The sequence below is a fragment of the Rhizobium subbaraonis genome (assembly GCF_900220975.1).
GTDB classification, from domain to species: Bacteria; Pseudomonadota; Alphaproteobacteria; order Rhizobiales; family Rhizobiaceae; genus Mycoplana; species Mycoplana subbaraonis.
The window spans coordinates 18,297-39,479 of the sequence record NZ_OBQD01000029.1; the positions used below are offsets into that span (position 1 = coordinate 18,297).

General features: G+C 62.8%; 17 protein-coding genes and 1 pseudogene. 6 read left to right on the plus strand and 12 right to left on the minus strand.

Annotated elements, in window-relative coordinates; translation table 11 throughout:
- Positions 1–2 precede the first annotated feature (2 nt).
- From dhaL to CRO48_RS27860, 9 genes are all read right to left on the minus strand, one after another.
- Positions 3–1,769 carry a dihydroxyacetone kinase subunit DhaL gene (gene dhaL, locus CRO48_RS27820; protein WP_097142956.1) on the minus strand — a complete coding sequence of 589 codons (1,767 nt, stop codon included), beginning with the start codon at positions 1,767–1,769 and terminating at the stop codon, positions 3–5.
- A 37-nt stretch (positions 1,770–1,806) separates the two neighbouring features.
- Positions 1,807–2,769 (minus strand): ABC transporter permease, encoded by a 963-nt coding sequence (locus tag CRO48_RS27825; RefSeq protein ID WP_097142957.1) that lies wholly within the window; start codon positions 2,767–2,769, stop codon positions 1,807–1,809.
- Positions 2,759–4,258, minus strand: a complete 1,500-nt coding sequence (locus CRO48_RS27830) for a sugar ABC transporter ATP-binding protein (protein WP_097142958.1) — start codon at positions 4,256–4,258, stop codon at positions 2,759–2,761. The genes CRO48_RS27825 and CRO48_RS27830 overlap by 11 nt, the downstream gene beginning before the upstream one ends.
- 75 nt (positions 4,259–4,333) lie before the next feature.
- Entirely contained in the window at positions 4,334–5,278 is a 945-nt protein-coding gene (locus CRO48_RS27835) for a substrate-binding domain-containing protein (RefSeq protein ID WP_097142959.1), read from the minus strand.
- A 783-nt stretch (positions 5,279–6,061) separates the two neighbouring features.
- Positions 6,062–7,444 carry an FAD-dependent oxidoreductase gene (locus CRO48_RS27840; protein ID WP_097142960.1) on the minus strand — a complete coding sequence of 461 codons (1,383 nt, stop codon included), beginning with the start codon at positions 7,442–7,444 and terminating at the stop codon, positions 6,062–6,064.
- A gap of 39 nt (positions 7,445–7,483) precedes the next feature.
- Positions 7,484–8,737, minus strand: a complete 1,254-nt coding sequence (locus tag CRO48_RS27845) for an LVIVD repeat-containing protein (RefSeq protein WP_176526925.1) — start codon at positions 8,735–8,737, stop codon at positions 7,484–7,486.
- 67 nt (positions 8,738–8,804) lie between these two features.
- Positions 8,805–9,815: a sugar ABC transporter substrate-binding protein gene (locus CRO48_RS27850; protein ID WP_097142961.1), complete on the minus strand. Its 1,011-nt coding sequence runs from the start codon at positions 9,813–9,815 to the stop codon at positions 8,805–8,807.
- A 162-nt stretch (positions 9,816–9,977) separates the two neighbouring features.
- Positions 9,978–11,045 (minus strand): ABC transporter permease, encoded by a 1,068-nt coding sequence (locus CRO48_RS27855; RefSeq protein WP_245423691.1) that lies wholly within the window; start codon positions 11,043–11,045, stop codon positions 9,978–9,980.
- A 16-nt stretch (positions 11,046–11,061) separates the two neighbouring features.
- Positions 11,062–12,663: a sugar ABC transporter ATP-binding protein gene (locus CRO48_RS27860; RefSeq protein ID WP_245423692.1), complete on the minus strand. Its 1,602-nt coding sequence runs from the start codon at positions 12,661–12,663 to the stop codon at positions 11,062–11,064.
- A 414-nt stretch (positions 12,664–13,077) separates the two neighbouring features.
- On the opposite strand from CRO48_RS27860, the gene CRO48_RS27865 reads away from it, so the two are divergent.
- Genes CRO48_RS27865 through CRO48_RS27890 form a run of 6 tightly spaced genes read left to right on the plus strand, consistent with a single transcriptional unit; the run spans position 13,078 to position 17,993 of the window.
- Positions 13,078–13,866 (plus strand): FadR/GntR family transcriptional regulator, encoded by a 789-nt coding sequence (locus tag CRO48_RS27865; protein WP_097142962.1) that lies wholly within the window; start codon positions 13,078–13,080, stop codon positions 13,864–13,866.
- A 14-nt stretch (positions 13,867–13,880) separates the two neighbouring features.
- Positions 13,881–14,873 (plus strand): D-erythronate dehydrogenase, encoded by a 993-nt coding sequence (gene denD, locus CRO48_RS27870; protein ID WP_097142963.1) that lies wholly within the window; start codon positions 13,881–13,883, stop codon positions 14,871–14,873.
- A 1-nt stretch (position 14,874) separates the two neighbouring features.
- Complete coding sequence (gene otnK / locus CRO48_RS27875; protein WP_097142964.1) at positions 14,875–16,125, plus strand: 3-oxo-tetronate kinase; 1,251 nt, start codon at positions 14,875–14,877, stop codon at positions 16,123–16,125.
- Positions 16,122–16,754: a 3-oxo-tetronate 4-phosphate decarboxylase gene (gene otnC, locus CRO48_RS27880; protein WP_097142965.1), complete on the plus strand. Its 633-nt coding sequence runs from the start codon at positions 16,122–16,124 to the stop codon at positions 16,752–16,754. The genes otnK and otnC overlap by 4 nt, the downstream gene beginning before the upstream one ends.
- Before the next feature lie 3 nt (positions 16,755–16,757).
- Positions 16,758–17,537 (plus strand): hydroxypyruvate isomerase family protein, encoded by a 780-nt coding sequence (locus tag CRO48_RS27885; RefSeq protein ID WP_097142966.1) that lies wholly within the window; start codon positions 16,758–16,760, stop codon positions 17,535–17,537.
- Positions 17,538–17,549: 12 nt separating this feature from the next.
- Entirely contained in the window at positions 17,550–17,993 is a 444-nt protein-coding gene (locus CRO48_RS27890; RefSeq protein ID WP_097142980.1) for a GlcG/HbpS family heme-binding protein, read from the plus strand.
- A 745-nt stretch (positions 17,994–18,738) separates the two neighbouring features.
- Here the strand turns inward: CRO48_RS27890 and CRO48_RS33580 are convergent.
- The 3 genes and pseudogenes from CRO48_RS33580 to treZ form a co-directional block, all read right to left on the minus strand.
- Positions 18,739–18,825: pseudogene (locus CRO48_RS33580) on the minus strand (IS6 family transposase); the annotation flags it as partial.
- A 42-nt stretch (positions 18,826–18,867) separates the two neighbouring features.
- Positions 18,868–19,167, minus strand: a complete 300-nt coding sequence (locus CRO48_RS27900; protein ID WP_097142968.1) for a hypothetical protein — start codon at positions 19,165–19,167, stop codon at positions 18,868–18,870.
- Positions 19,164–20,954, minus strand: coding sequence for a malto-oligosyltrehalose trehalohydrolase (treZ, locus tag CRO48_RS27905; RefSeq protein ID WP_176526927.1), 1,791 nt, complete (start codon positions 20,952–20,954; stop codon positions 19,164–19,166). The genes CRO48_RS27900 and treZ overlap by 4 nt, the downstream gene beginning before the upstream one ends.
- Positions 20,955–21,183 lie beyond the last annotated feature (229 nt).

Genomic DNA, 21,183 nt, shown 5'->3' on the forward strand with positions numbered 1-21,183 from the left:
CTTTATCCGAGCGCCTTCCGCAGGGCTTCGGTCATGGCGCGCAGCGTGACGAAGGTCGAAGCCGCGCCGGGGTCGATGTGACCGATGGAGCGTTCGCCGAGCTTTGCGGAGCGGCCACGGCGCGATTCCAGCGCCGCCGTCGCCTTCATGCCCGCTTCGCCACCGTCCCGCGCGGCGACCAGGACCTCAAGTGACGTCGCCCCGCTCTTGGCTGCCTGCGTCGCAGCTTCCACTGCCGGCACCCAGGCATCGATCATCGTTTTGTCGCCAGGCTCGGCGCGGCCGCGATCACGGATGCCCTGGCAGGCTGCGCTGAGCCACTCGGCCATCCCGGTGCCATCAAGGTTCAGCCGGTCGCCGACTGCCGTGCCGGCGCGCAGGAAGGCGGTGGCATAAAGTGGGCCGGAGGAGGCGCCGACCGCATCGAGGAACGCCTTCGCCATGCGCTTGCAGATCGCCTCGATCGTCTCGTCCTCCTGCGTGTCCTCCAGCGCGTGCTGGACGGCCTTCCAGCCGATTTCCATTGTCACGCCGTGGTCGCCATCGCCGATCACGCCGTCGAGTTCGGAAAGCCAGTTCTTCTCGGCGATGATCTGGTCACCGACCGCGTGCATCATTGTCTTGAAGACTGCGGGCGTCACGTCGCCCTCGGTGATGAGGACGCGCGGCTTCTCCTGCACCGCTGCTGCACTCTCGGCCACCTTCACAGCCTTGCGGCTACGCGCCGCAACGTCGTCGGTCTTCTCGAAGGCGCCGACGACAAGCGCCGGCGTACGGCAGGGATGATCGAGCAACGCCTGCAGCGTATCGTCGAGTTTCATCAGCGTCACCGAGGCGCCGGCCATTTCAAGCGATGTTGCATACTCGCCAACCCACGAGGCATGAATCTGGATGTCGAGCGCGTCGAGACGCTGTTTGACGCGACGGAAAATCACGTAGAGTTCGATCTGCGAGGTGGCGCCGAGACCGTTGACCAGAACGGCAACCCGTTCGCCCGCCTTAACATCGAGCTCTTTGAGCACCGCATCGACAAGTTCGTCGGTCACTTCGTCCGCCGGCGCCAGCTTCTGCCGGCGGATACCGGGCTCGCCATGGAGGCCCATGCCGATTTCCATCTCGTCGTCGCCGATCATGAAGTTCGGCTTGCCGGTCTGCGGCAGGGAGCAGGGGCTGAGCGCGACCCCCATCGAGCGGGTCGCGGCATTGGCGGCCTGGGCAAGCGCTTCGACCCGCGCCAGCGGTTCGCCAAGATCTGCGGCGGCACCGGCGACCTTGAAGACGAAGAAATCGCCGGCAATGCCGCGCCGTTCGGATTTGCGCTCGATCGGAGCGGAGGCAACGTCATCCGCAACAGCCACGTGACGCACGGGGACGCCTGACTGTTCCAGCTCTTCCGCCGCCATGGTGAAGTTCAGGACGTCACCCGTGTAGTTGCCGTAAAGCATGACGACGCCAACGCCGCCATCCACGGCCCGGGCCGCCTCTACGATGTGCGACGGAGAGGGCGAGGCAAAGACGTTGCCGACGGCTGCGGCGTCGGCAAGGCCGCGGCCGACATAGCCGGCGAAGGCCGGCTCATGGCCGGAACCGCCACCGACGACGATGCCCACCTTGCCGTCGCGGGGGCCGTCCACCGCAACGACCGCGCGGCCGGTCTGCCCCTCCACGCGCAGCATTTCGGGATGGGCGCCCACCATGCCTTCGATCATCTCCGCGATGATGTTTTCCGGCGCGTTGATCAGCTTCTTGGTTTTGACTTCCTGGTTCATTCTCTTGTCTCTCGTCAGATCGATGCGGCCGGCTGCGTCAAGCGTCGCGGCGAAGATAGCGGCGGGAAATGGCGTCGAAGGAAATGGCAAGCACGACGATCGCACCCGAGACGATGCCCTGCCAATAGGGCGAGACGCCGAAAAGCACGATGATGTTCTCGATGATAGCGATGATGCCGGCACCGAAAATCGCGCCGATCGGGCTGCCGATGCCGCCGGTCGTGGCAACGCCACCGATGACCGAGGCCGCGATAGGCGCCAGCACCCAGGTCTCGCCGATCGAAGGCTGTGCGGTGCCAAGGCGGGCGACCATCAGCACGCCGGCAAGGGCTGCGATTGCGCCGGCGGCGACGAACACGAGAAGGCGGATCTTGTCGACCTTGATGCCGAGCATGCGCGCGCCGGCCTGGTTGTTGCCGATGGCGTACATGTAACGGCCGAAGGGCGTCTTCAGCATCACGAAGGTGGCAACCGCAAGGGCAACGAGCATGATCACGAAGGGAACCGGCATGCCGAGGAAGTCGCCGCGGCCCAGATACTGTACGTCACGCGGAATGCCGGTGATCGCGACGCCACGCGTCAGCACCAGGTTTGCGCCCCCGAAGATGCCGGCAGTGCCGATCGTCAAGACCAGCGAATGGAGCCGCAGGACGGTTACCAGCAAGCCGTTGATAAGACCGAGACACGCGCCAAGCAGAATGGCAAGCAGCATGGCCGAGTAGGGTTCAAGGCCGAGCCGGACCATCAGGATGCCGGAGATGACCCCGCACAGGCCGCCGATCACGCCGAGCGACAGGTCGAGTTCGCCAAGCACCATCAGCATGGACTGCGCGATGGTGATGAGGCCTACAAAGGCGAGACCGCGCGCGATGACCGACAGGTTATAGGGCGTGAGGAAATAGGGAGAAATCAGCGCGGAAAGCGTGAAGATGACGGCGAGCGCGACGAAGACGCCGGCGAGCGGGCTGCGCGTCAGGAGTGCCAGGGGTTTAGTTTGCATCGGCTTTCGCCTCCGTGCCAAAGATGGCGCCTACGAGTGTTTCATTGTTTGTCTCGGCGGTGTCGAACGCGCCGGTGATGCGGCCATGGTGCATCGTGATGATGCGGCTTGCGCACTTCTTCAATTCGTCGAGCTCCGAGGATACGAGGATGACGCCGACGCCCTCCTCGGCCAGACCTTTCATGATCTTGTAGATCTCGGTCTTGGTGCGGATGTCGATGCCCTTGGTGGGCTCATCAAAGATCAGTACGCGCGGACGTGTGGCCATGGCCCGGCCGATGATCGCCTTCTGCTGGTTGCCTCCGGAGAGCTGCGAGATGCGCTTGCCCATGCCCGATGTGCGGATGCCGTAGTCGTCGATGATCTTCTGGACGGCTTCACGCTCCCGGGTCCCGCTGATGCCAAGCGATCCCCTGGTCAGGGACAGGATCGAAATGCCGATGTTTTCGCGTAGCGACAGCAGCGGGAAGATGCCGTGATGTTTGCGCTCTTCGGAGAGATACAGCATGCCGCCGTCAACGGAGGCGGACGTGTCGTTCAGCGCCCACGGCTTGCCCTCAACCGTAACCTCGCCGGCCTTGGCCTTGAGGTATCCGAAGATCGTCTGCATCACTTCCGACCGACCGGCGCCGACGAGCCCGGCAAAGCCCAGAATTTCGCCGCGGCGCAGCTCGAAGCTGACATCCCGGAAACGCGCGCCGGAAAGCCCGCGCACATTCATGATCGTGTCGCCAACGGCGACTTGAGGGCGGAAATGTTCGTCGAAGGTGATGTCGCGGCCGGACATGGCGCGGATCAGCTCTGCCTCGGAGATATCGGCGATCCTGCCGCTCTCGATCTTCTCGCCGTTGCGCAGGACGGTGTAATCGTCGCCGATCGAAAACACCTCGTCCATCTTGTGGCTGATGAAGACGATGGCGTGATCGCGGTCGAGCAGGCCGCGGATCACCTTGAAGACGCGGTCCACCTCCACGCGCGTCAGCGACGACGTCGGCTCATCGAGGATGAGGACCTTCATGTTTGCGTTGGTGCAGGCGCGTGCGATCTGGAGCAGTTGCTGGTCAGAGACCGAGATGTTCGCCACCAGCTCGCGGGGATCGGCTTCGATACCGAAGCGCTCCAGGTAGCTTCCGGCTTCTTCCACGAGGGCACCACGATTGACGACAACCCCGCCATGCCCCGTCCGGCTGAACGGCATGAACAGGTTCTCCGCAACGCTCATCTGCGGAAAGAGATTGAGCTCCTGCGGCACGTAGGCGACGTTCTTGTAGAGGTCCGGTTCGTCGGCCGGGTTGCGGCCATCGATCAGGACCTCGCCGCGCGACGCCCGGTCTGTGCCGGTCAGGATCTTCACGAGGGTGGATTTGCCTGCACCATTCTCGCCTGCGAGAATATGAGTGCGGCCGAGTTCGATCGAGAGATCGACATTGTCGAGTGCGGTCACGCCGGGAAAGTCCCGGCCGAGGCCGCGGGTTTCAAGATAGGCCATTGGGCACCTCAGCGCCGTATTGAGATGGAAGAGGCGCGGAAAGCCCGCGCCTCGTGGCAACCCGCACGTGAAGGATCAGCCGTCCACGTTTTCCTTGGTGAGGAAGGCGTTGCCGGTGTCGAGATAGCCTGGAACCTTGGCGCCGGTCGCCTGCGCCCAGAGCATCATGACTGACCAATAGCCCTGGAGTTCCGGCTGCGAGGCGGACGAGCTGTCTGCGACGCCTTCCCGGATCATGTCGAGCATTTCCGGCAGGTTGTCGAGGCCGACGAGCGTGACCTTGCCCTGCTTGCCGGCTTCGACGATTGCCTGGCCGATGCCGATCGGGCCGGCGGCGTCGGACGCGACCCAACCCTTGAGGTTCGGGTTGGCCTGCATGATGGCGGCTGCCTGCTGCTGGGCCGTCTCGATGCTGTCGTTGTCGATGCCTTCGGCAACGACCTTGATGCCCGGATGTTCGGCGAAGACCTGGCGGTGGCACTCCGCGCGGATCGAGTGGTTCGGTGCGGTCGGAACGCCCTGCATGATTGCGACTTCGCCTTCACCGCCGAGAACTTCGACGAGGCGGCGGGCAGCAATCTTCGCCTGCTCGCAGAAGTCGGAACCGATATACGGGATCGCCATGCCTTCCGGCGGGACCGAATCGAAGATCACCAGCGGAATGTTCTGGGACTGCGCTTCTTCGAGCGAGGCGCGGTTGCCGGATGGGTCGAGCAGGTCGAGCGCCAGGCCATCGGGCTGGGTCGCGAGCGCGCTGTCGATGATCTGGTTCTGCTGGACAACGTCGGCAGACTGCGGTGCCGAGTAGATGACTTCGACGTTCGAGCCGGTCTGCGCCTTGATCGCGGCAGCGGCCGCCTGCGCGCCTTCGTTCACCTTGTCGAACCACGGATGCACGACTTTCGGCACGACGACGAAGCGATAGCTGTCCTTCTTGGTGGTTCCGATTGCGTCCTGTGCCCAGGCGGCGACCGGCAGCGCAAATGCCGCGCACGCCAGAAGCGTGACAAGTTTCTTCATGATGACCTCCCTTGGAGCAGGCGAAAATTCCTTCCCGCCCGAATGATGGAACGAGGGCTCCGTGTGGGGCTTGCTCCCTAAACCCAAAGCCCACACAGCGATCCATACACATGTATTATTTAATTTACAATAGTAATTGCGCACTTCACGAGGCCGGTGTGCCGAGAACGGTAGCGACAACAATGAGGCGCGTTCGGATTAGCTGATCTCCAGCGACAGCCCTTCAGCAAGGGAGGCAGCGATCATCGCCATGAACACCGCACGGATCGACGCATCCAGCAGGCGCTGGATCCCTGGGGCAAGATTGGCCACGATCGGCACGCCCCAGGCCCGGGCTCTCGCCGGCTCAATCTTTGGAGACTAAATGCCGGCCCGTACGTCAGTGGCAAGATCGCAAAAGTCCGGGGTACCGTGCGCGGGCGTCGCCTCGCTACCGATCACCTCGGATGCTGGGGCTTTTCGGCCATATGCGGGAACTGTACGCGATGTGGGCGTGGTTCCACCGGCGGCTGTCAGGCTTGGCCGGCCGGCGCAGCGCACTCTTTCGCCGAGATCCGCCTCTCGCCCGGGCCGAGCGGTCGGGCTCGGGATCGGGATCGAGCTTTCCCAGGGTCTGCTGTTTCCGCCGATGAAAAGCGGGCGAGCCCCCGCGCATATCAACGTCGCAGGCTTTCCTGGGCGCGGTCACGGCCGCAATCTTGATCGTGACTCGATGCATCGGCGCGACAAGCCATTCAACCTGAGCGTTACGCTCCTGTGCAGCTAGCCCTCGCCTGCCTCCGCTCAGCTCACCTGGCGGAGGACGTCCGGCACGGATTCCTCGGGCGTCCCAAGCCAGACGCCGAGTTCGCGCAAGCGCGCCTGCACCTCTTCGGCTCTAATCACAGACGTCAGCACGCCACGCCTGGCGGCCAAGGCAGCGGCGATTGCCGTCGCCTCGCCCGTCATCGTGCAGGCCGGCACATTTCGCGTTGAACCGAACGCGATCTCGTCCACGGAGATGCACCGGCCGGCCAGCAGGAGGTTATCGATCTTCATAGGCACGAGGCTGCGGTAGGGAATTCCGTAACCCACACCCACGTGATCCATGATGGCGCGGCTGCCGCCGGGCTCGTGCACGTCGACAGGCGAGTTGCACAGGCCGATGGCATCCTCGAACCGGCGGTTGCCGCGAACGTCCGCCTCGGTCAAGACATACTGGCCCGTCACGCGGCGCGTCTCTCGCACGCCAAGTTTCGGGGCGACCTCGAGGAAGATGGCATTTTCGAAGCCCTCTACATACCGCTGCAGAAAGTCGAAGGCGCAATAGGCCTGCTTGCGGATTTCGATCTCCGCTCGACTGAGATCTCGTTCGTCGAGACCGTTACCCTGGAAGCGGGTGACGTTCACGCTGATCTCACCGGGGATCAGGCCGGTCTTCATCGTGATGTGATCCTTGGGAATGATCCAGTTGAACCCCTCGGCCACCTTGTCCTTGATGCGTTGCTGGAAGCCCGTCAGCAAGACGGCCATGGCGTAGTCTTCGTTGCGGTCGCCCGCCTCCTTCGGATAGACGACTTCCCACATATCGTCGCGATTGGCCTCGCAATCGGCGACAAGGGCTGGCACGTTGACATTCAGCACCCGGAAATAGGAGGTGATGGGCTGGGTAAGCCCGTCGCCCTCGCGCCCGAGCATGAAATCCACGCCGGCGAGCGCTGCAACGTCACCATCCCCTGAAGCATCGATGAACGCCTTGGCAAGAACGATGCTTTCGCCGGACTTGGTGCGGATCAGAAGTCCATGGACTGCGCCTTCCTTCGTCAAGGTCTGCACGACATTGGCACGCAGCAGGACCTCGACCCCCGATTCCTCCACCATTTCGATGATGACGCGCTGCATCACCTCCGCATCGAAAGTGCCCGTGTACTTGCCCCAATAGGACTCGCGGATGCGCCCGTCGGCGCCGCGATAGCCTACACAACGATCCAGCATCTCCTCGAATATTTTCGAGTTGATAAGACCGGTGGGCTTGGTCAGCCGTCCGCCGGTAATCAGCCCGCCGAGGAAACCGGTGCCTTCCAGCAGCAAGACCCTAGCCCCTTCGCGAGCCGCGCGGATGGCTGCGACAATTCCGGAGGAACCGGCGCCGGTCACCACCACATCATAAGAGCCAAACAGGTTCATCGTTATTCCTTTCAAGAAATCACTGATCCGGCGCGGAGCTCAGCCGGTATATTCCATGATGTAGAGACCTGCGTTGTAGTCGGTCACATAGGTGAGACCGCTCTTGTCGACGAAGATATCGCAGGACTGGATGATCGGTTTCTTGCCCGGCCGCTTGTCCATGAGTCCGACAGGCGCGGGCGGCACAAGAGCACCCACTTCCTTCGGCTGGTATGCGTTGGAAATGTCGAAGACTCGCACGCCGGCGTTCTGCCATGTTGAAAAGATCAGCGAGGAACTCTGGAAGCTTCCCGGCCGGTTCTCGTGAATGTTGTGCGGCCCGTAGTGTGCGCCCTTGTGGGTATAGTCCTGATCCGAGGGCGGCGGCATGGTGGCGATCGGCACCGGATTGGCGGGATCCTTGATATCGAAGATCCAGATGTTCTTCAGCCCGTCCTCGAAATCATCGAGTACCGCCTCATCAAGCACCACCAGCAAGTCCCGGCCGGCGATCGGCAGGCAATTGTGCGTTCCGCCCTGAAAGGGTGGCGACCAGTTGACGTGACGGATCAGTGAGGGGTTCGCCCGGTCCGCGACATCCATCACCACAAGACCGGCGTCGCGCCATGCGCCCCAGGCAATATGTCCATCGACAATGGCATGGTGCAGGCCGAACTTCGCATTGGCCGGCCATGACGGCTTCTCGCCCGCCGCCTGGTGCATTCCCGGCAACGCATAGCGGCCGGCTTCACGCGGATTGGATGGATCGGACATGTCCACCGTCATGAAGATAAAGTCGGTATAGCCGTCGAGCAGCGCGGAAACGTAGGCCCACTTGCCTCCCGTCCACCAGATCCGATGAATACCTCCTGAGACTGGCATGAAGCCGATGCGGCGCGGCACGCCGGGACTGGTTGCAATGTCGTACACCGCAAGTCCGGCATCCCAATTCCGCGACGACGTCGGCGCCGCTGTCCCCAGCGCCGTGCCTGCCGCCGCCTTGTAGTAGGAGGCTTCGTCAGCAAAGGCCGCATCGGCGAAGACATCCTTGCCGTGAATGACAAGCAGCAGGCCATCGGCCACCTGCAGATGCACATTCCAGGTGTTCGCCGGCGCCCGAACGTAGCCAGCCGGTTTCGGATTGGCGGGATCGCGAACATCAACGATCGAAAAACCCTGGCTGAACAAATGGCCGATATAGGCAAAGCCGCCTTCCACCATCACCTGGATGCCATCGCGGCGACCGCCCTGATCTGAATGTCCGATGAGCCGCATGTTCCGGGCATGGTCGGGTTTCATGATGTCTGTCGTCATGCATCAATCCGTTCGCTCAATTTTGCATCGGGCGGGACGCGACGCGCGTCCCGCCTGCTCCAGAAGGTCAACCCTTGACCATGTTGCCCCAGTTTTCCTCGCTGTCGACATTCTCCTTCCAGATCATGACCGGCTGGATCAGGGTGTTCTTGTTCACCGGTTTTCCGCTGAAATGGTTCTCCATTTCCTGGATGATGGAGGAGCCCATGGAGAACGGATTCTGGCCCACGTCGGCCGTCTGCGTTCCTTCGCGGATGCGCTGCAGGCCGAGCGGGGTACCGTCGAAGCCGATCACCGGGATGTGGCCTTCTTCGCCCGCAAGCTTCAGTCTGTCGATCTGGCGAAGCGCCGAGACGACGCCGCGGATCATTTCGTCATTGTGGGCCCAGATGGCCGCGACATTCGGATCACGTGTAAAAGCGTCGACGGTCAGGGTCTGCGCGTTGTCCGCGGTCCATTCTGCCTTCAGGGTTTCAATCGTAATATCGGGATACTTCGCCTCCATCTGCTCATGAAAACCCTGGTAGCGCTTCTCGGATTGGCCCGAACCGATCGCCCCGCGAATCTCCAGGACGCGGCCCTTGCCGCCCGTCAGCTTGGCCACCGCATCGGCAGCGGCCCGGCCGCCGGCAACGTCGTCGAAGGTATTGTAGGCCACCCACTCGCCTTCCGGCGGCAGGTTTTCGAGCATGAAGAGCGGAATTCCCGCCTCGTTGGCCTTGCGGACGCCACCCTGGAGAAGTTTGGCATCTACCGGGTTGAGCAGAATGATGTCCGGCGACTTCGAAAGCACGTCCAGCAGCTGGGTCGTCTGCGTCGAGGGATCCCCCTTTCCGTCATAGACGGAGATGTTCATGCCCTTCTCGGCGGCCAGTTTCTTCACATGCTCGACGAGCGTGACCTGGTATTCGTATTGCAGTCCGAAGGCGATATAGGCGAGGTTCTTGCCCTTCAGGGCGCTGTCTTCCGCAGACGCGTGCCCCGGCAGCGCAACGGCGCCCGTCAGCATCAGGGCGGTACCGGCTGCAAGCTGCAAGAGGGTACGGCGTGTCGCTGTCATTCTGGTCTTGGTGTCCATCCTGTTTCCTCCCAATTGGACCCGTGATCCACCACATTCTGGTGGCTTGCCATTCCCGCCCTACCCGCTTTCAGGCAAAGCGATCCCGTTCGCCTGCAAGGGCGTCATTTCATTTGGTTACGCTGATTTGGCCCTTGGTGCGGCGGCCACCGCTCCGCCCCTTCAGGCCCTCTGCGATTTGGCAGCTTTGGTGGCGATCACCTTTTTACGCATTCCCGCTTCCAGATAGCTGCGTCGATAAACATCCAGCGCAGCGGCTGCAGCAATCACCAATCCGGAGACGACGGAGTCCCAGTTCGGCGGCACGTTGAGCAAGTTGACGGCATTCTGGACCAAGCCAAGCAGCAGCACCCCGAGAAGCATGCTTCCCATGTTGCCCTCCCCCCCGAAAAGGCTGACGCCACCGATGACCACCGCTGCGATGACGGCAAGTTCCAGCCCCTGGGCCGCCGTCGCAGCACCCGCCTCGAACCGTGCCGTTATCAAGAGCCCCGCGATTGCCGACATCAACCCCGAGATCATGAAGGCGATGATGATGACACGTTCGGTATTGATCCCGGCGAGGCGCGCGGCCAGTGGATTTCCGCCGGTTGCATAGACGGATCGGCCAAACGAGGTGCGGGAAAGGACAATCTGGGCAACGAGCGCCAGCGCAAGGGTCAGAACGATCACCGCCGGAATTCCAAGAATGCGGGCGGCCTGAAGATCGACGAAGAAGGCCGGCACTGGCGCAATGTTCGTTCCGCCGGAGTAGATGTAGGCGAGGCCGCGACCGATCGTCATTGTGGCAAGTGTCGCAATCAGCGCCGGGATGCGCAGCTTCGTGACGGCTAGCCCGTTGACCAGGCCGATTGCGAGCCCCGCCATCAACGCAACGAGGATGCCGATTTCCGGCGAGAAGCCCTGAAACTGTACGAGCCCCACCGAAAGCACCGAAGAAAGCACCAGTACGGACGCCACAGAGAGGTCGATGCCGGCAACGAGGATGACGAAGGTCTGGCCAATCGCCACGACCGCGATGATCGTCGCCGACTGCAGAACGTTCTCGATGTTCCGCATGGTTGCAAAAACCGGGCTGAGAATACTCATGATGCCGCCGCCAAGCAGAATGACGGCAAGCAGTCCGACGCTCTGCATGAGGTCGATGAAGGATATGCGGCCGCGAAGCGCGGGAAGTTTGTTACCTGCGTCCGGGGCGATATCGCTCATCGGTGTGTTCTCCAGTGCCATTCAAATTTCTCCCGGTTCAGCCCGTTGTCGCATAGCTCATGATGGTTTCGCTGGTAGCCTGCTCACGGGTGAGCGCGGCGGATATCCTCCCAGAGCGCATCACCAGGACGCGATCCGACAACGATAGGATTTCCGGCAGCTCCGAACTGATCAGCAAAATCGCCATTCCGCTTTCCGCAAGCCGAAGGATGAGCTCGCTGATTTCCGACTTGGCGCCGACGTCGATGCCCTTGGTTGGCTCATCGAGGATCAGCAGTCTCGGCTGCCGCGCAAGCCAGCGCCCGAGGACGACCTTCTGCTGGTTGCCGCCTGACAATGTGGACACGCGCACCTTCGAGGAGGCCGCCTTCACCGCGAGGCTGCGCATTTCACGTTCGGCAATCTCGTCTTCCAACGCATTCGACAGGAAACCATAGCGAGAAACCTTGTCGAACAGGCTGAGCGTCATGTTGCTGCGCACGCTCATCAGGCCGACCAGGGCCTGCCGGCGCCGGTCCTCGGGAACAAGGCCGATGCCGGCGTCAATCGCAGCCTTGGGATTGTTTTGTTGTACACGCGTCCCAGCGATCTCGACGCTCCCTTCATCATAGGGATCGATGCCGAAGACGCAGGAAGCAAGCTCGCTTCGGCCCGCACCGACAAGCCCCGACATGCCGACGATTTCACCAGCCCTGACATCGAAGGAAACGTTGTCAAGCACGCCTTCACGCGTCAGGTTACTGACCCGCAAAACCACCTCACCGACCGGGCGTGGCTTATGTTTGGTTACATGCACCTGACGGCCGACCATCATGCGGATGACCTTGTCGTGATCCAGCTCCGAAATCGGCTTCGTTCCTATCAGCCGCCCATCCCTGAGAACAGTGACGCGGTCAGCAATGGCAAACACTTCCTCCAGCCAGTGCGACACGAACACGATCCCAAGGCCATTGGCCTTCAAGTCGTCCACCACACGAAATAGACGCTCGATTTCCGGCGGCGAGAGCGACGTGGTCGGCTCGTCCATCACAAGGATCTTCGAATCTTCCGAAATGGCCCGAGCGATCTCCACCAGTTGCTGGTCTGCCGAAGACAAGCGGCCGGCCGGCGTTGCGATATTGAGGTGCGGCGCGACGCGCGCGACAGCCGCCCGCGCCTTCCGCTTCTGCTTTTGGATGGAAAGCCAGCCATATCGCCCAGGCCAGCGACCCAGCATGATGTTTTCGGCGACGGACATAGCGGGCACGAGATGGGCGTCCTGATGAATTGTCGCGACGCCGATACGGTGCGCCGCCGCCGGATCTGCCTGCAGAGGCACGCCATCAACGGTGATCTCGCCGCGGTCCGGAGTATAGAAACCCGCCATCAGCTTGATCAGGGTCGACTTGCCTGCACCGTTCTCACCCAGGAGCGCGGTCACCTCTCCGGCGCGCACATCGAAATCGACATTGTCGAGGGCAAGGACGCCCGGGAACGACTTGGTCACTCCACGGGCCACCAGGACTTCCCGCCGTTCGCCATCGGCAAGCTCGATAGCGGCATTCGCGTGCACAGCACTCATCTCGGCGATCCCGTCATGACGGGCCGCCCGAAGACCATCGAAACCATTCTCCAAATCCTCCCCGCCAGGGTTCGCCACTCCTCGGCGAACCACCGCAAACCCCGAGTTCGCGACTGACGAGGTGCACGCTAGTGTTGGTCCACAAACTTGTCAACTGGTAGAGGCAGCAGGCCAGTTAAGTTTTTTTGATGAGGCTGAATGTTATTCGGCGGATCTTACAGATCCGGAATTTTCGTTGCGGCCCGAGATTCTTCGTTCTGGCCGACCCACCACGAAATCGAAGCAACGAGACGAGCAAATATAAATAACTGCTGTAACAGGATATTTTGCAACCAAGACCACCTTCTTTCCGGCCGACCTCTCCCTTCCTGCTTGCCGCGCCTGCCGGGTAGTGGCGAAGGGAAAGGCACGAGATTTTTTTTGAGGCGGGAGGTGACAGTCACGCTCGAATAGTTTAACTGGACTATAAATCAGTCCAGTAATGGTGTGCCAATGCCCAGCCTTCCGTTGTCCCCTCTACACGAGACGCTGCACAAGCAGACAGCCAAGGAAATGATCCGAGACAAGATCGTTTCCATGATCGCGTCGGGCATTCTGCAGCGAGGCGACGAATTGCCGAGCGAGCGGGAGTTGTCCACCATGCTGGCAGTCAGCCGGGAGACCGTCCGCGGAGCGATACAACTTCTCGCTGGCGAGGGCGTGGTCCAAGTCTCGCAGGGCGCACGCACCCGCGTTTCGCGCATCGACGTCGCAGTCAGCACACAGCGCATCGGCGTTACCAATCCGACGTCCATCAACGGATATAGCCTTGCGGCGGTGCATGCGGCGAGGCTGCTGGTCGAAACGGCGGTCGCCGCCGATGCTGCCCGCAACCTGGGACCTGACGACATTCGGCGCCTTGAAGATTCGATCGCCGCACAAGAGCAGGCTCTGGACGACCCCGTCCGCTTCCTGATCTGCGACCGCGAGTTCCATCTGACGATCTACTATGCATCGACGAACAAGCTGCTCGCGGACTTCGTCGTCGATCTCTACACCTACATGCTCGATCATCGCCGGATTGCGATGGGCGAACCGGGCGCAATCGAGAAAAGCCTGGAAGATCACCGGTTCATCGTGCGTGCGCTGAAAATGCGAAATCCGGAAGCGGTGGCCGCGGCTTTTTCCGAACATATCCTTCGAATTCACGACACATCTCGCGCCATCGATGAAGGCGGCCTCGCGGAGGCGGCAAGGAAACCCGCAGACGCAGTGCCCTTCAACGCCATCGGCAGAAAGTAAGGGAGCCCGCTTACATGAGAATATTGGTAATCGGCGCGGCCGGCATGATCGGCCGCAAGCTGGTGCACGCCCTGTTGCAGGCCGGCACGGTCAATGGCAAGCCGATACGCTATCTGACGCTCGCCGATATCGTCGCACCTGAACGACCTGATTTCGACGGCGAGATCGAGACAATCGCGAGCGATCTCTCTCGCCCCGGCGCTGCGAAGCGCCTTATCTCGCTGCGGCCAGACATAATCTTCCATTTGGCGGCCGTCGTCTCCGGCGAGGCAGAAGCCGATTTCGAGAAGGGCTACCGGGTCAATCTCGACGGAACCCTCTCACTGTTCGAAGCCATCCGTCACGAGGGCATGGAGCGCCCCTACACCCCACGCGTCGTTTTCACGTCGTCGATCGTGGTGTTCGGCGAGCCCCTGCCCCCGATCATCAGCGACACCCATTGCGTCACGCCGCTGACGAGCTACGGCACCCAGAAGGCTATCGGCGAACTTCTCCTCGCCGACTATTCGCGCAAGGGCATCCTCGACGGCATCGGCATTCGCCTGCCGACGATTTCGATCCGACCGGGCAAGCCCAACCGGGCCGCCTCTGGCTTTTTCTCGTCGATCCTGCGCGAGCCTCTGATCGGAGAGGAGGCCATCCTTCCTGTCAGTGAGACGGTGCGCCACTGGTTTGCAAGCCCGCGCGCAGCCACCCGCTTCCTGTTGCATGCCGCGGAAATTGATACGAGATCGCTCGGCCATCTGCGCACGATCACCATGCCGGGCCTGTCGGCGACGGTCGGCGACCAGATCGAGGCTCTGCGCCGGGTTGCCGGCGATGGCGCCACGCAACTCATCCGCCGCGAGCCGAACGAAGCGATCGCCAGCATCATAGCCGGCTGGCCACAGGGTTTCGACACCCGGCGCGCCGAAGCGCTGGGCTTTCAAGGCGAGGCATCGTTCGAGGAGATCATCCGCGTCCATATCGAGGATGAACTGGGAAATCGCATCCGGGAGCACGCCTGACATGTTGCTCGGTGTCATTGCGGACGACTTCACCGGAGCGAGCGACATTGCCAACACGCTCGCCAAAGGCGGCATGTCGACGGTGCAGTTTTCCGGCATCGGCCAAGCCGTGCCGAACTGCGAAGCAGGTGTGGTGGCACTCAAGACGCGCTCCATCGCCGCTTGCGATGCCGTTTCGCAGTCTGTAGCGGCGGCGCGCTGGCTTCTAAATCAGGGCTGCGAGCAGATTGTCTTCAAGTACTGCTCCACGTTCGATTCCACGCCGCAGGGCAATATCGGCCCTGTCGCCGAGGCGCTGCTGGACCTCCTCGGGACGGAACTCGCCATCGTGTGTCCGGCCTTTCCCGGTGCCGGTCGTCGGATCTTCATGGGGCACCTCTTCGTGGGGGACCAGCTTCTTTCCGAAACGGGGATGCGATACCACCCGCTGACACCGATGACGGATCCCGACATCCGGCGGTGGCTGGCGCATCAGACCTCGGGCGAGGTGGGCGCCATTGCCCTCGATACCGTTCGCGCCGGCACCGATGCACTGCGCGGAGCCTTCAGAGCGGCACGGGATGCCGGACGCCGCCTCATCGTCACAGACGCGATAGCCGACGAGGACCTTCTAACGATCGGCGCCGCAGCTGCCGATCACAAGCTAATCACCGGCGGATCCGGCATAGCGCAGGGCCTACCGCAGAATTTTCGCGCAAAAGGCAGGCTGGGCGCGAGGCCAGAAATCGTTCCCACTGTGGAAGGCCCGGGAATTGTGCTGTGCGGCTCCTGCTCCGCCACCTCGCAGCAACAGGTCGCCACCTTCGCCGCTAGTCATCCGTCCTACGCCGTAGATACAAACGCGCTCATGCGGGGGGACCTTCCTCTCCACGATGTCGCTGCATGGATCAGTGACCAGGGACGGCAGACTCCCATCGTATACTCCACTGCGGCACCCGATACCATTGCGGACACACAGACGCGGTTCGGCAGAGACGCCGTGGCCGAGCGGATTGAGCGCTTCTTCGCCGATCTTGCCCGTCACCTCGCCGACACCGGCACGCGGCGTATCGTCGTCGGCGGAGGCGAAACATCGGGCGCGGTCGTCGAGGCGCTGGAACTGTCCAGTATGCGCGTTGGCCGCGAAATCGACCCGGGGGTGCCGGTGCTCATTGGTGATCGCAACGGCCCGCTGGGCCTGGCGCTAAAAAGCGGCAATTTCGGCGCTCCCGATTTCTTCGAGAAAGCATTGCACGAGGTGGGACAAGCATGAACGAGGACGCCATCCGCGCCGACATCGTCCGTTGGGGCAAGTCATTCTTCGAACGCGGGCTCACCGCCGGCTCGTCCGGCAACATTTCCGCGCGCGTCGAAGATGGGTTCATCACGACGCCGACGAATTCCTGTCTCGGATTCCTCAAGCCCGAACGCCTGTCGAAGCTCGACGTCGAGGGCAACCACATCTCCGGAGATCCTCCGACGAAGGAAATACCGCTGCATTTCGCTTTCTATGAGGGCCGCCAGTGCGGGGCGGTGATCCACCTGCACTCGACGTACGCAACAGCTCTTTCGTGCCTTTCGGACATCGACCGGCGCGACGCGCTGCCACCGATAACTCCCTATGTCGTGATGCGTGTCGGAAAGGTTCCTCTCGTGCCGTACACGCGCCCAGGATCGACGGCCATCAAGCCGCTGGTAGCAAGCATCGTCGCCAACAGCAGCGCGGCTCTTCTCGAGAACCATGGTCCGGTGGTGTCGGGCTTGACTGTCGAGGCTGCGGCCTTCGCCATAGAGGAGCTCGAAGAGGCCGCCAAACTGGCACTCCTGACCCGGGGCATGCAGGTTCGGCATCTGCCACCCGAAGCCGTCGCCGACCTCGACGCCACCTTCAAGTTGCGGTGAATCATGCCCAGGTTTTCTGCCAATCTCGGTTTTCTCTGGCCCGACCGCCCGCTGCTCGATCGTATCGACGCTGCTGCGGCTGCAGGATTTCGCGCCATCGAACTGCACTGGCCCTATGACGTTTCGGCTCACAGGGTAAAGGACCGTTGCGCAGAGCACGGCCTTGTCCTTCTCGGGCTAAATACGCCGGTCGGTCAATCCGAGAAGGGCGAGTTCGGCCTTGGTGCCGTCCCCGGCCGCCAGGCCGATTTCGAAGTCGGCTTTCAACAGGCTCTCGAATGGGGCCGCACGGCTGGCGCCTCAGTGATCCATGTCATGGCTGGTGTCGTGGCGCCGCAAGAAAAGCACGCCGGCCGATCGGTGCTCGTCGAAAACCTGCGAAAAGCGGCTTCCCGCGCGCCGGAGATGATGCTTGTCCTCGAAGGCATCAACCAACGTGACAGGCCCGGCTATTTCTATTCCACGATTGGTGAAAAGGCGGAAATCATCAACGAGGTCGACGCGCCGAACGTCAAAATCATGTTTGACGTCTACCACGTCGGAGTTTCGGAAGGAGACATCTTTGGTAAGCTGGCAACCCACCTGCCCATCATAGGTCACGTCCAGATTGCCGCTGTCCCGAGCCGGGCCGAACCCGACGAAGGAGAGATTCACTATGCCAACGTTTTCCGCGAACTCGACCGCCTCGGCTATCGTGGCTGGGTGGGCTGCGAATACAAGCCCCGCGCCGCCACGGACAGCGGGCTTGGCTGGGCCCGGACGCTCGGTACCGCAATTTCATAGATGGAGGAAAAGATGCTCGCCACGAAGACGAAGCTGACGATTGAGGCTGCAAAGACCGTCGCTGCCATCTGTGAAACGGAGGCGAAGAAGCGGGGCCTGCGGCTCGTCATTGCAATCGTCGATGACGGCGGACATCTCGTTCTGTTGCATCGCGATGATGACGCACAGGTCGGCAGCGTCGAGATCGCTACGCTCAAGGCACGCACCGCTGTGCTTTTCCGCCGCCACACGCGGCAATTCCAGGACGTGGTGGAAGGCGACGGCCGCCTCGCCCTGCTTTGCATTCCCAACGGCATTCCACTCGATGGCGGAGTGCTGCTGAAGGTGGGCGACGAGATCATAGGGGCCATCGGCGTTTCGGGCGCAAGCGACGAGGCCGACGGAGACATCGGACGCATTGGCGCCGCCACGCTGGCGGGGACCACCTCCCCGCATGCGGCTGTAACGAGGGCGTAATTCTGCGCTGTCATGGTTGTTTGGCCGGAAGGCACCCAAACCTTCGAGGCCGAACATTATCGTCGCCATTCCATGCGCAGGGTCGGCACGGGGCCGCGAGAAATGCGGCATGCGGAGCGAGCTTGCCGCGCTCGTGGACGGCACGATCCAGGACGACCCGCAAGCGGGAGGCCGATGGATCGGGCGACAAGCCCAAGGCATTCGCGCACGCAATGGTGAACGACCCCCACGCCGCGGAAGTGCGACCATCGGCGCCTTGATCCGACACGAAGTCAACGAGCGGCGGTATCGGCTGCAGCGGGATCAGCTTCGTTCCGCGGATTGCAGGACCGCCAGCCGCTCATTCGATGGCGGCTCATCCGACGTGCTCCATTCTCCGCTTTGCGGGCCGTGATGGCCGGGAAGCGCCAGCCCCCCACGGTGGGGTCACTGATTGAGCCTGCGAGGTACGGCGAAATCGGCAGGTGGTCGAGCGAGACGAACCTCCTGAACAGGATCGCGCTGATGATGTCCGTCCGCACGAGCGACGGCATAATCGGGCGGAAGATTTTCCAGCGCGCCTAAATTTAGCCGGCTGAAGAGTTCGACAGCGCCGCAGCCGTCTTTCCACCGGCTAGCGCCACAGGCTCACCGGTCTTCAGGCTTCGCACCGCCGCCGGGCACCCCGCTCCTCCCCCCGGTCCGCGCTGGCGGACTGATGCTGCAATTCATCAGCCCATCCGCTCCGGCGGTCCGAACAGCGCGGCCGCCGCACGGGAAGATGGGAATTTTCGGCGCGATTGTTGAGCCCCTTGTGTGACCGATGCTCGATGCCCGGCATCAATTCGGAGCGGTCACTGCGTTTACGATACGCGCGCACCATCGAGTTGTTCGTTCAAGCGGTTCCGGCCGGGCGAGGCTGCCCGGGATCCGCCTCGTCCCGGTCGACATAGCCCCAATGAGTGATCGCGAATGCGCGCGCCGCATCTTCCGCCGTCTGCAGGGTGTGCAGGTCGCGAAGGACTTTGCTGCGCATTCCGCACTGAAGCAGCGCGGTCCTGCTGGCCGGATCGTAGTGCACGTTCAGTTTTTGATGGGACGGGATCATGATAACCTGCCTTTCCGCCCCACCAATGGCGCGGGGAAAGGAAAGTTCCCGGCTCGTGTCGCGAAATCCGCGTTTCTCCGGCCTCATTCCGAAGCCTCCCGTTTGAGGGCGAAGAGCAGGCCATGCGCGGGCAATTCGCCGCTGTCGCCCCTTCTGCCCGGCGTTGCGAAGATGATGGTTCCCGGCGCGTCCGGCGCTATGCAGTCGCCATCCAGGAAGTTCGCGCGGAGCCGGAGGACCGTCGTGCCGGCCCGCCAGTCGACCGCCAGCACGCCCGGAGCCGTTGGTATCACCTCCGCGTCGATGCCTCCGGGGTCTGCGATGAGCGGTGCAACATGGGCCTGTCGCAAGGCGATGAGCGCCCGTACCAGTTCTGCCTGCCGCCGGCCCTCGGGATGATCGGCGCGCGACCAGTCGGGTCGGGAGCGCTCGAAGGTGGCAGGATCGCGCGGATCCGGCAGGTCCGCGGCCATGATGCCCGCGGCCACGCCGCCGAAGTTCTCCGCCTCGCGCAGGCGGCTCTCGCGCAGGTCCTGCGACGTCGCTTTGTCCTGGTCCAGGAAGAAGTGGAAGGGGCCGGCTTCGCCAAACTCCTCGCCCATGAAGAGCAGCGGCACCTGGGGCGACAGGAGCAGCAGAGCCGTCATCTGGCGAAGCACGCATTGGTCCGTCAGCGCAGCGAGCCGCTCCCCGAACGCCCTGTTGCCGACCTGGTCGTGCGTCTGCAGGAAGACGACCTGCATCGAAGGCTCCAGCGGCACCGCAAGGCCATGATCGCTTGAGCCGGTGGAGGAAGCGCGGACCCGGCCGGTGATTGCAGCCTCCAGCGCGCTCCACCGTTCCCGGGCGAAGGGCGCGAAGTAACCGGCTTCCTCGCCGGTCGCCACGACGTGCAGGACATGGTGCAGGTCATGGTTCCATGCGGCGGTGTAGAGCGGCGGGCGGCCATCCCTGCCCCGGCGCAACAGCGCCGGATGGGCGGGATCCTCCGTGACGAGATGAATGTGGCGGTCAGGAAAGGCATGGCGGAGCGTGAGCGCCATGTCCTCCAGGATGTGCCGGTCGTTCGGGTCGACCATCTGCCCGGTCGCGTCCAGGCGTAGGCCGTCAAGATGGAATGTTCCGACCCAGTACAGCGCGTTCTCGATGAAATAGCGCCTGACGGCCGGTTCCTCGAAGGCGATGGCCGCGCCCCAGGGCGTCTGCCGCTCCGGATGAAAGAACTGAGGAGCGTATTGCGAAAGCAAATTGCCCTGCGGGCCGAAGTGGTTGTAGACGACGTCGAGGAACACCATGATGCCGCGGGCGTGGGCTGCGTCCACGAGCGCCTTCAGATCCTCGACCCCGCCATAGGCGTTGTGCGGCGCATAGTGGAGCACGCCGTCGTATCCCCATCCGCGCCGGCCGCAAAACTGCGCCACCGGCATGATCTCGATGGCGGTGATGCCGAGTGCCTTGAGGCTGTCGAGCCTCGCGATCGCGCCGCGGAAGGTGCCCTCCGGCGTGAACGTGCCGATATGGACCTCGTAGATGACCGCCTCGTGCCAGGGCCGGCCGCGCCAGCCGTCGTCCTGCCACCGGTAGCGCTGCTGGTCGATCACGAGCGAGCAGCCGAACACATCGTCTTTCTGGGCGGCGGAGGCGGGATCTGCGACGCAGGTCCCGTCGGCGAGCCGATACCGGTAGGCCGTGCCGTGCGTCAGGCCGGTGACGTCCACCTCGAACCATCCATCGGCGACGGGGCGCATGTCCACATCGCGGTCGTCGAACGCCACGGAAACGAAAGCCTGCGCGGGCGCCCACAGGCGAAACCGGACCCGGCCGTCGCCCAGAAAGGTTGCGCCCCAGCTTCTGGGCAGTTCCGACCAGTCCATGCCATCTCCCCCGGATGTCCGCATCGGTCCCGGAACGGTGCACTGCCGCAAAGGTTCCGCATCGCAAACGTCCGGTCGCGGAACTTTCGCGGCGGTGTCGCGTTGCTGACGCGCCAGCAGGCCAGCCGGGCCTGAGGGGACTGCCGAGAGATGACGTCCCGTGCCCGGCACCGCAGCTGGCCGCCTCCACTCCTGGGGCCGGACACCAAACTCAAGCAACGATGGGGCG